This is a genomic window from Mangrovivirga halotolerans, from assembly GCF_026241165.1.
Lineage (GTDB): Bacteria > Bacteroidota > Bacteroidia > Cytophagales > Cyclobacteriaceae > Mangrovivirga > Mangrovivirga halotolerans.
In genome coordinates this window covers 23,674-40,059 of sequence record NZ_JAPFQN010000013.1, presented here as the reverse complement: position 1 = coordinate 40,059, position 16,386 = coordinate 23,674, and the positions used below count along the sequence as shown (strand labels likewise).

Here is a 16,386-nt window from a genome sequence, read left to right as displayed (position 1 = left end):
ATTTATCTGTTTAACAATTGTGCTATCTCTTCAAGGGAAAGAAGTCTGAAGACTGTCTTTCCATCCGGGGTGAAATTAGGATTTTTGCAGGCAAAAAGCTGATTAATTAAGGATTCGCATTCTTCTTTTTGCATCACTTTACCTTTTTTTACACAAGATCTTTTTGCAAGCGACCGCGCAAGCTTCTCTCTAACAGGTAAATCAAGGTCTGATTGATAATGTTTATACTGCTCAAGCAACCCCTCAAAAATATCTTTTTCGCTTCGGTCTGCCAGATCTGAAGGAATGCCCCTGATAATTAATGCATTTTTCCCAAATACCTCTACTTCAAATCCAAGCTTTAATATTTCATCTTCAAGATCAAGGTAAAGTGAAAAATCACCAGGACTTAATTCAATCGTCTGTGGAAATAATGATTGCTGACTACCTGCATTACCTGACTCGGCAGATACAATATACTTCTCAAACAATATCCTTTCGTGAGCAGCCTGCTGATCGATCAACATCATGCCAGATCTGACCTGGGTGATTATATATTGATTATGGAGCTGAAATGTTGAGGCCCCTTCATATTTCTCTTCACTTTGATTCCAATTTGATGAAGCTTTGCTTTCAAATGTTAGGGAGGCTGATTCTTCATTTTGTTCTTCCTCCTCAAATTCTTCAAAATTTAATGCAGAGCTTCTCAGATCGCCTTGCAGTTTTCTTTCCTCATCTGTCAGTTTCGGAATGGCCTCTGATTGAGCTGAATCAAATAATTTGTCCCAGTTTTTAAGATTATTACTTTCTCTGGTGGTGGGCCTGTTGCCCTGAAAATTATTTATACCCGAAGAAAAAGTTCTTGTTCCCGAACTTCTTTGTTCTGCGGCAGCATCAAAATTCACATCAGTTTCAAAATCAAGCGATGGACTAAAATTGTGCAGACCTAACGCTTGCTTAACTGCAGCATGAATCACTGCATAGACTGCCCTTTCGTCGTCAAATTTTATTTCTGTTTTCGTTGGATGTACGTTTATATCAATATGTTTTGGATCTATATCCATAAACAGTACAAAAAAAGGAAAACTTCCTTCCGGAATGAGTTGCTCAAAAGCCCTGGTAACTGCATGATTCAGATAAGGACTTTTAATAAATCGGTTATTTACAAAAAAGTACTGGTCACCACGGGTCTTTTTGGCACTCTCCGGCCTGCCAATATATCCTTTGACAGATACAAATTCAGTTTCAGCTTCACAGGCTGCCAGTTGCTGCTGGTACTTTTTTCCGAAAATCCCCACTATTCGTTGTGAAAGCTTGCCTTCTGCCAAGTTAAATAGTTCCATATCATTTTGATACAACACAAATGTTTTATCAAAATGAGCCAAAGCAATGCGTTGAAATTCTTCGATAATATGCTTCATCTCAACTGCATTGGATTTAAGGAAATTCCTCCTGGCAGGAACATTAAAAAACAGGTTCTTAACCGAAGTAGTCGTACCCTCGGGACAAGCTACCGGCTCTTGCTTTTTAACTTCCGATCCATCAATACTAATTATGGTTCCCAGCTCTTCTCCTTCAGGCCTGGTTTTCATTTCAACCTGTGCCACTGCAGCTATCGATGCCATCGCTTCACCGCGAAAACCCATTGTTTTAATATTAAAAAGATCATTGGATTGACGGATCTTTGAGGTGGCATGTCTTTCAAAACTCATTCTTGCGTCAGTACCAGACATACCACACCCATTGTCGGTCACCTGGATCAGGGCCCGGCCTGCATCTTTGATATAAAGAGTGATATGATCTGCTCCGGCATCGATAGAATTTTCAAGAAGCTCTTTTACCACCGATGAGGGACGCTGAACTACTTCACCTGCTGCAATCTGATTTGCTATTGCATCTGGAAGCAGTTGAATTACATCTGACATGCTTATTCTTTACTTTTAAAAATGTTTCTAAATCTGTAAATAAGATAAATAGGAATGGCTGACCATCCTAAATAATAAAAAACAATATTGCCCCATTCTAACCAGGCGTAACCCACGCCAATAAATAATAAAACGATCACCCAACGTAATGTTTGAGCTTTCAATTCATTCCGCTTATGCCTTCTCAAATTCTCCTCAAGTTGCTGCCTGAAGGCTTTTCTGTCTTCAGGGTCTTTAGAAACATGAGGATTCTGAAGGTCTGCCAGATACTGTTTTCGTTTATTTTCTATCCTTTCCTTTACAGGGTCGTATATACGGGGCTGATAGTCAAAACGCTTATATCTAGGCTTTTTCTTTCCAAAAAAAGGGATATTTGCCATAATCCTTTCCAAACACTTACGTTAGATAATAAATTTAGGTAAAAGATTTCTCTTCTACGATTTCAATTAACTAAATTCACAAAATGCAAATCTAGTTTTTAATTTGTTGAATACATAATTTGTAAAACGCCACCATGAGCAAAAAGTTCCAATTGTATTTTTTATTAAGTCTGCTAACTATTTTTTTCGCAAAAGCACAAGACCCTCTTGCCGCTGATGATGTTGAGGCTCAGAATAAATGGGTTGACAGTGTTTTTAACAGTCTTTCTCCCGATCAAAGGATTGGCCAGCTTTTCATGGTAGCAGCCTATTCCAACAAGGGACAAAATCATCAACAACTTCTTGATAAACTGGTCGAAGAGAATCATATCGGTGGACTGATAACCATGCAGGGTGGTCCTGGAAGACAAATCAATATGCTTAACCGGTTACAGGAAAAAGCAGATGTGCCCTTACTTGTAGGGGCTGATTACGAATGGGGCCTCAGTATGCGCCTCGATTCGACTTTCACTTTTCCTATGCAAATGACTATTGGTGCTTTACGTCAAAATCAACATATATACGATATGGGTGCAGAAATTGCTCATCAGTGCCAGGCCGTTGGTGTTCATATAAATTTCGCTCCCGTTTCAGATATTAACAACAATCCCGATAACCCGGTTATTGGCAAAAGAGCTTTTGGTGAAGACAGAGTTAATGTTGCACTTAAAAGCATGACCTATATGAAAGGTCTTCAGGATAACCAGATTATTGCTACTGCCAAGCACTTTCCGGGACATGGCGATACTGATAAAGACTCACATCTGACCCTTCCTGTCATAAAACATAATATGTACCGTCTGGACAGCGTGGAACTGTTTCCGTTTAAATTATTGATCAATGAAGGTGCTCAGGGTGTTATGGTTGCTCATTTACAAGTACCCGAACTGGAAGCTTCTCTCAATACTCCAACTACCCTCTCTAAAAATACTGTAACTAACCTTCTCAAAGAAGAATTAAAATTCAACGGATTGATCATTACCGACGCTCTTAACATGCAGGGAGTCGCTAAGTTCTATCAACCGGGTGAAGTTGAAGTTAAAGCCCTTCAGGCTGGAAATGATGTTCTTTTGTTCTCAGAAGATGTCAACACTGGCGTTGAAAAGATCAAAGAGGCAATAAAAAAGGGTAAGCTTTCAGAAGAACGAATTAATTATAGTGTAAAGAAAATTCTGAAAGCAAAATATCTGGTTGGATTAAATGATTACAAGCCAGCAAACAAGGAAAACCTTGAAATGAAACTTTTTAGCAGTGAAGCTATCAAGGTTCGTAGAAGAATTTATTCCGGAGCAATGACAGTAGCTGCAAATGATAAAGGTAGCATTCCTGTAAAACAACTCGAAAATAAAAAGATCGCTTCCCTGGTAGTTGGCCCTTCAAGAGAAAATACTTTTCAAAAATATTTATCAAAGTATGCACAGGTAGACCATTATCAATTACCTGAAAATGGCAGAGGAAATACTCTTTATAATGGATTAAAGAATGAACTTTCTCAATATGACCTGGTGATTATAGGCTACCATGACATAAACGACAGAAGTCGGTCTAATTTTGGCGTTTACCCTGACCACCTGGAATTAATTAAAAGTATTGCGAAAGAAACTAAGGTGATCCTGACAGTTTTTGGCACTCCATATTCTCTTAGGCTTTTTGAAGATTTTGAAAGCGTACTATGTGCATATGAAAATAATTCCATTACCCAGGAAATAGCTCCGCAAATAATATTTGGAGCAATTGAAGCCGAAGGACGTTTACCAGTAACTGCTTCTTCGAAGTTCAGACAGGGAATTGGAATGAATTCCACAACCCTCAATAGACTGGGGTTTGATATCCCTGAAAACGCCGGGATGGATTCGAGGGTATTAACAAAAATAGATGACATTGCAGAAGAAGCAATTCAAACTCAGGCAACTCCTGGATGCCAGGTATTAGTAGCAAAAAATGGTAAAATCGTTTACGAGAAGGCATATGGTTATATGACCTATGACTCCTTAACGCCAGTTACCACCGAAACTGTTTATGACATTGCTTCTGTCACCAAAGTTGTCGCTACCCTTCAGGCGGTAATGCTACTCAACGATTATGGGTTAATAGATATTAACGCCAAATTATCAAAATATTTACCCGAGTTAAAAGACACCAACAAGGAAGACATTATCATAAAGGATCTTTTATCTCATCAAGCAGGACTCAAATCTTATATTCCTTATTGGGTAAAAACAATGGATAATAATAAGTTGATCCCGCAACTTTATACTGACCGACCCAATGAAGAATTCCCATTATTGATATCAGACAGGATTTATGGTCATAAATCTTTACCTGACAGCGTTTGGCAATGGACAGTGCAGTCAGATATGCGTAAGAAAAAAAACGGCAGGTATGATTATAAGTATAGTGACCTTACATTTATATTCATGCACCGGTTGGTAGAAACAATAATTAATCAGCCTATTGAAGATTTCCTTTACCAGAACTTTTATACCCCAATGGGTCTGGGGACTACTAAATATATAGCGTCAACTATATTAAATAAGGAAATAATTGCCCCAACCGCTTACGATGGAAAATTCAGGCAAACCCAGATTCATGGGCTAGTCCATGATGAAGGGGCAGCATTAATGGGAGGTGTTGCCGGGCATGCGGGATTGTTTTCTACTGCACAGGAACTAGCAGTGATATTGCAAATGAATTTAAATGGAGGTGTTTATGGCGGAAATCGGTATCTAAGTCAGTCTACTATAGATGAATTCACTAGCACCCATTTTGAAGATAATCGAAGAGGACTTGGTTGGGATAAACCTGCCGACGATGATAAATATTCACCAACTTCACGATATTGCTCTTTAGAAACATACGGTCACAACGGGTTTACAGGAACAACGGTATGGGTAGACCCGGAATTTGATCTTGTTTATATATTTTTAAGTAACCGAATTTATCCTGACGCATCTAACTGGACCTTAATGCGTAACGATATCAGAACACGGATTCAGGATGTCATTTATGAGTCAATATTCTCATATGAAAAGTTCAAAAGCTGAAAAATTGTTGTAACCTAACAGGCAATTTTGAAGTTTATTGTAAAAAACGTAAAACATGAATATTGGAATTGTATGTTACCCAACCTATGGCGGTAGTGGCGTAGTTGCGACCGAACTGGGTAAAGCACTGGCACAGGAAGGTCATAATGTTCACTTTATAACTTATTCGCAACCTACCCGCTTAGACTTCTTCAATGAAAATTTATTTTATCACGAAGTCGATATACAAACATATCCTCTATTTCAATATCCACCGTATGAACTTGCGTTAGCAAGTAAGCTTGTGAATGTCGTTAAATACGAAAATTTGGACATTCTACATGTGCATTATGCTATTCCTCATGCATCTGCTGCATATATGGCCAAGCAGATTTTAGCAACAGAGGGAATCAATATCCCTGTGATTACTACACTACATGGTACCGATATAACACTTGTGGGTAAAGATCCTACATACGAACCTGTGGTTACCTTTTCAATTAATCAGTCGGATGGAATTACTGCCGTTTCTGAAGACCTGAAGGAAGATACCTACGCACATTTTAACATTACTAAAGACATAGAAGTCATCCCTAACTTCATTGATCTTGAGAGATTTAAAAAGCAGAAAAAAGATCATTTCAGAAAAGCAATATGTCCAGAAAATGAAGCGTTAATAATTCATACTTCCAATTTCAGGAAAGTAAAAAGAGTACAGGATGTAGTTAAAATATTCAACAATATTAGGAAAGTTGTTCCATCAAAGTTATTATTAGTAGGAGACGGACCGGAAAGAACAAATACAGAAAGCTTATGCAGGGAATTGGGAGCTTGTAATGATATCAGGTTCTTAGGAAAGTTAGATGCAGTTGAAGAAATACTATCTGTAGCAGATCTTTTCATAATGCCTAGTGAAAAAGAAAGTTTTGGTCTGGCTGCATTAGAAGCAATGGCTTGTGAAGTACCAGTTTTAAGTACAAATGCAGGTGGATTGCCAGAGTTAAATATAAATGGTGTTACCGGATTTACATGTGATGTTGGAGATATTGAAGCCATGACCGGAAAGGCTCTCGAAATTCTTGACCCAAAAAATTTAGGTCTCTTTAAAAAGAATGCTCTTAAAAGAGCGAAAGAATTCGAAATAAAAAATATATTGCCAAAATACGAATCTTTTTATAAACGGTTTTTGAATAAAAAAACTGCTGTATAAATTTGTAATACATCAATCAATCACCACTGCATGAATGATAATGCTAAAACCGGTAGAAAGTTGGATGACAACCAGCAATCTGCAAAGATGTTCGATAATCCAATTCTCGAACGACTAAGGAAATCTCACATTGCTGTACCAATATCGATTTTTGTAATTATTTCGATCGGTTTATTGGTTTATGCAGCGAGTACTACTTCCATTCCAGCTCTTACCACAATAGGTTTATTTCTTGTGGGTGTTTTTGTTTTCACCCTGGTAGAATATGTAGTTCACAAAGAAGTCTACCATGCTAAAACTGAATCTATATTAAAAGAAGGACATACGTTTCATCACGAATATCCTAAACAAAAGTCCTTTTTGGCAATGCCACCAATTATGAGTGTAATTACTGCTGTGGTATTATTCCTGTTATTCAGACTGATCTTAAATGATTATAGTTTTTCATTTCTAGCAGGTTTTCTAATGGCATACGCAGGATACCTGGTAATCCATGCCATTACTCATATTTACAAGCCACCGAAAAACTTTCTTAAGATCTGGTGGAAACACCACCTTGTTCATCACTATAACGATAAAGTTAATTTTGGAGTGACCTCTCCTTTCTGGGATCATATTTTCGGTACAGTTGATAAAAAATAATCCTGTTATAGCAATAGCTGGCTGTGGATGGACAGGTTTTCCCCTGGGTGTAAAGCTGACTAAACTTAATTTCCAGGTTAAAGGCTCGGTAAGACATGAGACAAAAATAAATAACCTCAAGGATTCCGGGATTTCTCCCTATTTAATGAATTTACCTCAAGAGGTGAATGAACGCTTTTTTACAAATAATGATGTACTTGTCATTTCGATTCCTGCTGGAACAAAATCGGGTAAAGGAGATCAATATCTTAAATCACTTCAGGAGATTATAAAACAATCCAGACTTTTCAGCCCACGTTTAAATAAAATAATTTTACTTAGCTCAATAGGCATTTACCCCCATCAAGAAGGATCTTGGACTGAGAATAGTTCCTTCGAACTCAATTCAGAAAAACAAAAAACCATCAGTTCTGCGGAGACACTTATACAAGAGAATTTTGATAACAATTTAATACTGAGGTTAGGAGGATTGATGGGCTACGACAGATACCTGGCTAAATACTACTTAAAGAAAGAGATATTAGATATCGATCCAACTCCTGTAAACTATGTTCACCGTGATGATGTGATTGATGTTATTGTAGAAGGCATTCAAAAAGATCATCGGGGGATCTATAATGTAGTTGCTCCAGAACACCCTCAAAAACATGAGGTATTGCAAAATAGTGCTCATAGCAAATCAGTCGACCTGCCACCTGCAGGTAAAAAATTAACTCCTGAAAGTCGCACGATCTCCGGTGAAAAACTTATGAATGAATGGGATTTCAGGTTCAAACACCCTGATCCTAATAGATTTTGGTCTAATTAAGCATCAACAGTTTTCTCTACTGACTTCTCAGTATCTACTTTTGTATAAGTAGGGCAAGTATATTGAGTACAACTCATGCTTACAAAAAATAACGCTACTGCTGCACTGAAAGCTACTACTTTTTTAACTCTTTTCATTTCTTAAGGTATTTGTCGTTGGTCTCAACCTAATTTATGAGACAGGAATTAAACAAAAATTTTTATTTACGTCGTAATTAAAACGCTAAAATGTTAAAAAATATATTCTAATTAAAGGAATATTATACTTTTTCCAAATAGATATAAGGTTTTTGTGCTTTTTAAACATTTTTAGAATATTAATTATCCCGTTGTAACTATTAAGTTTTTTATTAGTTTAATCTAAGTAAAGCAATAGTTTATGCTAGGATATCGATTTTCTGACTACAAACCAGATCCTCAGCAAGGGGGAAAAAAATTCGATCAACTTTTAAAGATCTTTTTAGAATTGATGGTCTATACCTCCGGTGATGTTTCTGAAGCCCTTAATTGGATGAATAATCTTGATAAGCATCATAATCTCACCGATGATGACTATGGTATGGGTGATTTTATAGAAGATCTCAAGAAAAATGGATACATCACCGAAGATAATCAATCAGGTAAAATTGAATTAACTGGTAAATCAGAACAATCAATAAGAAAAAATGCCCTGGAGGAAATTTTCGGGAAATTGAAAAAAAGTGGTAGTGGTAATCACCATACGCCCCATAGTGGTCAGGGAGATGAAAGAGGAACGGACAGAAGGGAATTCAGATTTGGCGACACCCCCGATCAAATAGATTTCACCGGATCGTTCAGAAATGCACAAATAAATCACGGATTCGGTGATATCATGCTAACTGAAGGTGATCTAGAAGTAGTGGAAAATGAATATAAAACACAGACCTCCACTGTACTTATGATCGATATATCACATTCAATGATATTGTACGGTGAAGATCGAATTACCCCTGCTAAGAAGGTGGCAATGGCACTTGCCGAGCTAATCACAACCAAATATAAAAAGGATACCCTTGATATTATCGTATTCGGTAATGATGCATGGCAAATTGAAATTAAAGATCTCCCCTATCTTCAGGTTGGTCCATACCATACCAATACTGTTGCCGGATTGGAGTTGGCAATGGACATTCTCAGAAGAAGGAAAAACAGGAATAAACAAATTTTTATGATCACCGACGGCAAACCTACCTGCCTGAAAGTTGGTGTCAAATACTATAAAAATAGTTTTGGTCTGGATAAAAAAATCCTGAATAAAACCCTGGACCTTGCTGTTCAATGTAGAAAAATAAATATCCCAATCACTACCTTCATGATCGCTTCAGACCCCTGGCTTCAGGAGTTTGTCAGAGAATTTACAATAGCAAATCAGGGTAATGCATATTACTCAAGTCTAAAGGGATTGGGAGATCTGATTTTTGAAGACTATAGAAGAAATAAACGTAAACAGTTTTAAAAAAATTCCATTATGTCGTATTTCGATCTTGCTCAAGATGAGCTATTGAAAATAAACACACTTGGCGAACTTAAAAAAGCCGGATATCAACCTCGTTCAATAAAAGATGAGCTTCGTGCAAACCTGATTGCAAAGCTCAGAAACAAGGAAGATGTATTTGAAGGTATTTGGGGTTACGAAGAAACAGTGATCCCTGAGATCGAACGTGCAATTTTATCCCGACATAATATAAATCTGCTTGGCCTTAGAGGACAGGCAAAAACAAAAATCGCCAGGCAAATGGTCAAACTGCTCGATCCATGGATACCTGTAGTGGCTGGTAGTGAAATGAATGACGACCCCCTGCAGCCACTAAGCAGAAAAGCAAAAGATTTAATAAAAGAGAATGGTGATGAAACTCCAATATTCTGGTTAAACAGAGAAGATCGCTATAGCGAAAAATTAGCTACACCGGATGTATCTGTCGCTGACTTGATCGGTGATGTCGATCCAATCAAAGCAGCTTCACTAAAATTACCCTATTCCGACGAACGCGTAATCCATTTTGGTATAATCCCAAGATCCCACAGAGGTATTTTCGTAATAAATGAGCTTCCTGACCTCCAGGCAAGGATACAAGTTTCTTTGTTTAACATCCTTCAGGAAGGGGATATACAAATAAGGGGCTTTAAACTACGATTACCCCTTGATATTCAATTTGTTTTTACTGCTAACCCTGAAGATTACACCAATAGGGGAAGTATCGTAACACCATTAAAAGATCGAATTGGCAGCCAGATTATCACACACTATCCTAAATCAATAGATATAAGCAAGCATATTACTGCACAGGAGGCTAAGCTTTCAGAGGATCAGCAACAAAATGTGGTCATTCCTGAGCTAATCAAAGACCTGGTGGAGCAAGTAGCGGTAGAGGCAAGACAAAGTGAATATGTAGATGTAAAAAGTGGGGTTAGTGCAAGATTGACTATCACCGCATTTGAAAATCTGGTAAGCACTGCAGAATTAAGACGTTTAAAATCGGGTGAAGATCAGGTTACAGCCAGAATCGGAGATCTGTCGGGAATAATACCTTCAATCACAGGGAAGGTCGAGCTTGTTTACGAAGGAGAACAGGAAGGTCCGGGAATAGTAGCACAGAACCTGATTGGTAAAGCCATCAGAACTCAGTTTACCGAGTATTTTCCTGATCCTGAACAGACGAGAAAATTAAAAGAAGGTAATCCGTACAAATCACTTACCGAATGGTTTGGAGGTGGAAATAAGATTGATCTGCTGATCAATGCTTCACGAAAAGATTATAAAGAAACACTTGAAAAAGTGCCCGGACTCAACAAACTGATCGAAGACAATATCAAGGATATTAGTGACATTGAAAAATACCTGTTCATGGAATTCGCTCTACATGGGTTGGCTGAATATAGTATGCTAAGTAAAAAACAACTAATTGGAGGTCATTCCTTTGGAGATCTACTGAGCAGTATGTTTAGTATTGATGATTTTGATAAATTTGAAGATGACGATATTTAATTGATCTTATTGCTTTAGATTTGCAATCTCTTTTGAGTACCTGGTAATACTAAAAAATGGACTTTAAGACGTTAAAAAACCTTGTCCGACAGGGAGAAGGTCAGCATATTGAATTTAAAAAGAAGGTAAACCATCCTGAGAAAATTGTTCGGGAAATGGTAGCATTTGCTAATTCCAATGGAGGAAAGGTACTTATTGGAGTCTCAGATGAAAAGGAGATCAGTGGTCTAAAATATCCTGAGGAAGATATTTACGAAATGGAAGGAGCTATCAAAAAGCTAATTCGCCCACAGCTTTCATTTACACTGGAAACTATTATCACCAGAGATCAAAAAACTATTCTTTCCTATGATATCCAGGAAAGTAATAAAAAACCTCACTATGCTCTTGAGAAACCCGGACAAAAATTCGGAAAAGCATATGTAAGAGTTGATGATCGTAGCATTCAGGCCAGCAGAGAAGTTCTTGAAATAATCCGACAACAAAGCCGACAAAATGAGGTATGGTTTGAGTATGGTGAGAATGAACGAATTTTATTGAATTATTTAGCTGAATTCAATGAGATCACGCTGAGAGAATATATGAGAGAAGCCGGTTTACCAAAAGTCCCAGCCTCTAAAATTTTAGTAACTCTTGTTCTGGCAGGCGTCCTCGAGGTCTATCCATCTGATAAAGAGGATGTTTTCAAATTAGCAGACCAAAAACTGGCAGATGAGAAAGCTCTTAAATAAAAAAAAGATAAATTATTAATATACTTTTACTACCTCTTTTTCTATCTTAAATGGAAAGCTATTGATTTACACAATTAACCTTTCCATATGGCTAAAAAGAAACCTTCTCCTAAAAAAGTATTTGTTCTTGATACATCTGTAATCCTCTATGCTCATGACGCAATCATGCATTTTGAAGAACATGATGTGGCAATTCCAATCACCGTTCTGGAAGAACTGGATAATTTCAAAAAAGGCAATGATTCCTTAAATTTTGAAGCAAGGGAATTCATTCGATTACTTGATAAACTCGCCAAAGGCCATAAGCTGGATGAATGGATACCTCTGCAACCGGGGAAAAGTTCTAAAAAGGGAAAGTTTAAAGTGCTCATGGACCTTGATAGTAAGATTAATGCACTTAGGATCTTTAATGATAATAAGCACGACCATCAAATATTAAATGCTGCTTTAAAACTGCAGGAGTCAGAAACCGATAAGCAAGTAATATTTATTACCAAGGATATCAACTTAAGGCTTAAAGCCAAATCACTGGAGCTTGTCGCAGAAGACTATGAAACAGGAAAAGTATCCAACCTCAATACTTTATACACAGGAAAAAAAGCCTATGAAAATATAGACAATAAATTCATCGATGCTCTTCATCAAAATGAACATATACCATGGGAAGATATCTTTGAAAAGAAACCTGTGGATAATGAGTTTTCGATATTAAAAAGTGATTCAGGCTCTGTTTTATGCTATTTCAATGCAGAAACTAAATGCCTGGAAAAAGTTGAAAAACGACCTGTTTATGGTATTAAGCCGAGAAATGCAGAGCAGACTTTCGCTGTACATGCTATCCTTAATCCGGAAATAAAGCTTGTATCCATCCAGGGAATCGCTGGTACCGGGAAAACGCTTTTAGCACTGGCGGCCGCATTAGAATCAAGAAGAGAATTTAAACAGATTTACCTGGCCAGACCTATCGTACCTTTATCAAACAAAGACATTGGATACTTACCGGGCGATATTAAAAGTAAGTTAAACCCTTATATGGAACCCTTGTGGGATAATCTAAAATTCATTCAAAATCAATGGAATGAAACAGATAAGGAATTTATCCGGATCACTGAAATGGTTAACAAAGAAAAGCTTATGATCACCCCGCTGGCATATATTCGTGGAAGATCATTTTCGAACATTATTTTTATAATCGATGAGGCTCAAAACCTGACTCCGCATGAGATAAAAACCATAATTACCAGGGCCGGAGAAAACACCAAAATAATATTCACTGGTGATATCAGGCAGATTGACACTCCGTACCTTGATTCTCAAAGTAATGGCATGAGTTACCTGATCGATCGTTTAAAAGATCATCCTTTATATGCTCATGTTACTCTTGAAAAAGGAGAAAGGTCAGAACTTGCCAATCTGGCAAATGAGTTGCTATGATTTATTAAACATTTTAAATAAAAAGTTATATTTTAGCGTAAACATATTTTTAATTTTAATAGTCAGATGTCCAATCTGCCCAAAATAGCTTTAAATTTTTTCGTCAACCTGGTATTTATCCTCACCACTACGTTTTTACTTCTGGTGATTCTCTATTCCAGTGATACTATTTCCACTGTCCCTGCAGAAATGGTAGATGATTTTACTATCTGGTCAGGAATTTCTGAATATTCGGATCATGCCGATTCATGGAACAATCTTGCCATAGTAGCGATTTTAAGTGGGATCACTTTATTATGGTCTATCATTTCGATTTTCACTGAATTATTTTTTAAAAAATATATTCTTACTAATAAAAAGTCGAAAAGAATTGGTTTTTGGCTATTGCATAAATTAGCTGCTTCCACATTAACTCTCGGAGCAATTCTTATTTTTTGTAATCTCATTTTAATGGCATATGAAGTCAAAAAAAGTTACGAATACAAAGAACTGCAGGGTGGACGGTATCCTACTGTGGTTACCATAAAAAAAGGCCTTGGTGAAACTGATGAGGAAACATGGCATAATATAAGATCAATAGTCGATGCAGCCGTAAATGTTTACGATAGTGGTCATGTAAAATACTATTATATCATGAGCGACTCTCTAACAGATTCAACATTTACCAATTATGCTTTAAAAGAAATCTCGAGACAAACCGGAGTTCGGGAAAGATATATTACAGTTAACCGGAATGATAAAACTCTCTATGATGGTTTAATTAACTTTATTGATTATAACCGAAATAAACGAGTGATATTCGTAGGGAATAAATATCTGCTCGATAAACTTGTGATTATGGCAAGGTATTATGAAATACTTCCTTTAAGCGTTTCGGTTCAGGGAAAAATCAATACAAAGATCTTTTTCAATGAGTTTCTTGACAGAACTAAATTCTTTTTTGATGTTTTTCTTTTTGATCAGCAGCCTTTTTTCAAATTGATCAAAAAAAGGGATGATATCAGGTATTATGAACCAAAACATCAGGCTTTGGTTGCAGCTACTATGATTCTTTTTCTTACGACCATACTTTTCTTTTTCAGATCATGTAAATTCGTATTCCACTCCTATAACGAATATGACTAATAACTTAAATATTGTAGTAACAGATGGAAGGGCTTTAAATCCTGGAGATCTCGACTGGAATGCATGGAAAGAATTTGGTGACATTACTGTGTATGATCACTTGCCTGAAGAAGAAGTCGTTTCTAAATGTAGAAATGCCGAAGTCCTTGTAGTTAATAAAACTAAACTCACAAAAGACATTCTACGAAAATTACCTGAGCTTAAATTCATAGCTGTAACTGCTACTGGAGTAAATAACATTGATCTTGATTATTGCCAAAAAAATAATATTGAAGTAAAAAACACTCCTGGTTATGGCACCTACTGTGTTGCACAACATGCGATAGCTCTATTGCTTGCAATAACTAATAAAGTTGCAGGTCATGATCTTAGTGTCCGAAGAAATGAATGGGCTTCTCAAAGTGACTTTTCATATACTATCGGATCTGTTATTGAATTAAAAGATAAAACCCTGGGAATATATGGCTATGGTAACATTGGTCAGCGAACAGCAAAGATAGGCGAATCTTTAGGAATGAAAGTTATATACCATTCCAGATCAAAAAAGGAAACTAATCACGAATTCGTAAGTTTTGAAAAACTTATTTCTCAAAGTGATATTATCTCGTTACATGCTCCCCTGACAGATCAAAATAAAGAGTGTTTTGACAATAGCACTTTTGAAAAAATGAAAGATTCCGCTATCCTGATAAACACGTCTCGCGGAGGACTCATTAATGAACAAGATTTAAAAATAGCTTTGGAGAAAGGAGATATTTCAGGAGCTGCACTTGATGTCCTGCAAAATGAGCCTCCACAAATAGATCATCCTCTTTTAGAATTAGATAATATAATTATTACACCCCACATGGCCTGGGCCGCATATGAGTCAAGAAAAAGAATTATGGAAATGAGCATTGAAAATCTTAAAACCTATCTATCAAGCAAATAAGGTATAAAAACCATCTAAATATCCCCCTATTAAGGTGATGTGTAAGAATTAAAAATATCCTACATTTAATTAGGTTTAGATTTAACGAAGGCCTTCTGAAACAAATTCTTACCAGGTTATAAAATATTGGTAAACTTCTCTTCATACTGCAGAATTTTCAGAAGGCTTTTTTTATTGCTCTTCTTAACATTCGTCCTTAGTTGATAATATAATATTTTAGCGATAACTTCCTGCAAAGGAAAAATTATGATCAAAACTATCGCAGTTTTTGGGGCAACTGGTATGCTCGGTGTCCCGGTAGTCAAAGAGTTAATTAATGAAGGGTTTCATGTCCGGGCATTAGTCAGGGATATTGAAAAAGCCAAAAGATTACTTCCTCATTCCGTTGAGTTCATAACAGGTAATCTAAAAAATGAACAAGATATAGAAAATACCCTCGTAGGTGCTCAAGGAGTTTATATGAATCTCAGTGTAAAACCAGAGGATAAAAAGAATCAATGGCTCGCTGAAAGAGAGGGCTTAAAAAGTATCATAAAGAAATCAAAGATCGCAAATATTCAGCGAATTGCTCTTTGCTCTTCGCTGGTTAAAAACCACAACCAATCTTCTGGATTTCATTGGTGGGTTTTTGATATTAAAGAAGATGCTGTTAATTCCATTAAAACTTGTGGCATCCCCTTCACTATTTTTTACCCATCTTCGTTTATGGAAAATTTTGATAAAGGTGACTACGTTCAAGATGATAAGATCATGCTTGCCGGGGAATCAAAATATCCGATGTATTTCATAGCAGGTGAGGATTATGGAAAACAAGTTGCATACTCTTTTAAAAAACTTCTTAACGAGAATAAACACTACCCAGTACAGGGCCTGGAAGCATTTACTGCAGATCAGGCCGCTGAGATTTTCAAAAAAAATTATCCTGAAAAAGACCTTAGTATAAAGAAAATGCCAATCGGACTGTTGTGGTTCTTATCGCTGTTCTCTGCTAAAATGAATTATATATATAAGATCATTACCGCCCTGAATAAATACCCTGAAAAATTTGAATCTGAAACAACCTGGAAAGAATTGGGGAAACCTTCAATAACCCTTGAAGAATATTCCAGGAAAGCTTCCCTGAAACAATGAGTCAATAAATTCGTTTCGAAAT

General features: G+C 36.7%; 14 protein-coding genes. 11 read left to right on the top strand and 3 right to left on the bottom strand.

Features of this window, described 5'->3' with window-relative positions; all coding sequences use genetic code 11:
• Nucleotides 1-2 precede the first annotated feature (2 nt).
• Nucleotides 3-1,904, bottom strand: coding sequence for a DNA mismatch repair endonuclease MutL (gene mutL / locus OO013_RS19135; protein WP_266058653.1), 1,902 nt, complete (start codon nt 1,902-1,904; stop codon nt 3-5).
• A gap of 2 nt (nt 1,905-1,906) precedes the next feature.
• Nucleotides 1,907-2,296 carry a hypothetical protein gene (locus OO013_RS19130; protein WP_266058650.1) on the bottom strand — a complete coding sequence of 130 codons (390 nt, stop codon included), beginning with the start codon at nt 2,294-2,296 and terminating at the stop codon, nt 1,907-1,909.
• Nucleotides 2,297-2,418: 122 nt separating this feature from the next.
• Here OO013_RS19130 and OO013_RS19125 point away from each other — a divergent pair, with 122 nt between their 5' ends.
• From OO013_RS19125 to OO013_RS19110, 4 genes are read left to right on the top strand one after another with little or no spacing between them, the layout of a single operon-like run.
• Nucleotides 2,419-5,367 carry a serine hydrolase domain-containing protein gene (locus OO013_RS19125; protein WP_266058648.1) on the top strand — a complete coding sequence of 983 codons (2,949 nt, stop codon included), beginning with the start codon at nt 2,419-2,421 and terminating at the stop codon, nt 5,365-5,367.
• A gap of 55 nt (nt 5,368-5,422) precedes the next feature.
• The gene (gene bshA, locus OO013_RS19120) at nt 5,423-6,556 is read left to right on the top strand and encodes an N-acetyl-alpha-D-glucosaminyl L-malate synthase BshA (RefSeq protein ID WP_266058647.1); all 1,134 of its coding nucleotides are present in this window, start codon (nt 5,423-5,425) and stop codon (nt 6,554-6,556) included.
• 30 nt (nt 6,557-6,586) lie between these two features.
• Entirely contained in the window at nt 6,587-7,198 is a 612-nt protein-coding gene (locus tag OO013_RS19115) for a sterol desaturase family protein (RefSeq protein ID WP_266058646.1), read from the top strand.
• Nucleotides 7,185-8,006: a Rossmann-fold NAD(P)-binding domain-containing protein gene (locus OO013_RS19110; protein WP_266058644.1), complete on the top strand. Its 822-nt coding sequence runs from the start codon at nt 7,185-7,187 to the stop codon at nt 8,004-8,006. Before OO013_RS19115 ends, OO013_RS19110 begins: the two co-directional genes overlap by 14 nt.
• On the opposite strand, the gene OO013_RS19105 is transcribed toward OO013_RS19110, so the two are convergent.
• Nucleotides 8,003-8,143 (bottom strand): hypothetical protein, encoded by a 141-nt coding sequence (locus OO013_RS19105; RefSeq protein WP_175402716.1) that lies wholly within the window; start codon nt 8,141-8,143, stop codon nt 8,003-8,005. The genes OO013_RS19110 and OO013_RS19105 overlap by 4 nt on opposite strands.
• 241 nt (nt 8,144-8,384) lie before the next feature.
• On the opposite strand from OO013_RS19105, the gene OO013_RS19100 reads away from it, so the two are divergent.
• The 7 genes from OO013_RS19100 (at nt 8,385) to OO013_RS19070 (ending at nt 16,364) form a co-directional block, all read left to right on the top strand.
• Nucleotides 8,385-9,482, top strand: a complete 1,098-nt coding sequence (locus OO013_RS19100; protein ID WP_266058643.1) for a vWA domain-containing protein — start codon at nt 8,385-8,387, stop codon at nt 9,480-9,482.
• Nucleotides 9,483-9,494: 12 nt separating this feature from the next.
• A complete protein-coding gene (locus tag OO013_RS19095; RefSeq protein ID WP_266058642.1) occupies nt 9,495-11,012 on the top strand; it encodes a P-loop NTPase family protein in 1,518 nt (505 codons plus the stop codon).
• Nucleotides 11,013-11,068: 56 nt separating this feature from the next.
• On the top strand, nt 11,069-11,743 hold the full coding sequence (locus OO013_RS19090; protein ID WP_266058641.1) for an AlbA family DNA-binding domain-containing protein: 675 nt from the start codon (nt 11,069-11,071) through the stop codon (nt 11,741-11,743).
• 87 nt (nt 11,744-11,830) lie between these two features.
• Complete coding sequence (locus OO013_RS19085) at nt 11,831-13,177, top strand: PhoH family protein (protein ID WP_266058639.1); 1,347 nt, start codon at nt 11,831-11,833, stop codon at nt 13,175-13,177.
• A 66-nt stretch (nt 13,178-13,243) separates the two neighbouring features.
• Nucleotides 13,244-14,302: a hypothetical protein gene (locus OO013_RS19080; RefSeq protein WP_266058637.1), complete on the top strand. Its 1,059-nt coding sequence runs from the start codon at nt 13,244-13,246 to the stop codon at nt 14,300-14,302.
• On the top strand, nt 14,295-15,233 hold the full coding sequence (locus tag OO013_RS19075) for a D-2-hydroxyacid dehydrogenase (protein ID WP_266058635.1): 939 nt from the start codon (nt 14,295-14,297) through the stop codon (nt 15,231-15,233). The genes OO013_RS19080 and OO013_RS19075 overlap by 8 nt, the downstream gene beginning before the upstream one ends.
• 246 nt (nt 15,234-15,479) lie before the next feature.
• Nucleotides 15,480-16,364 carry an SDR family oxidoreductase gene (locus OO013_RS19070; protein ID WP_266058632.1) on the top strand — a complete coding sequence of 295 codons (885 nt, stop codon included), beginning with the start codon at nt 15,480-15,482 and terminating at the stop codon, nt 16,362-16,364.
• Nucleotides 16,365-16,386 lie beyond the last annotated feature (22 nt).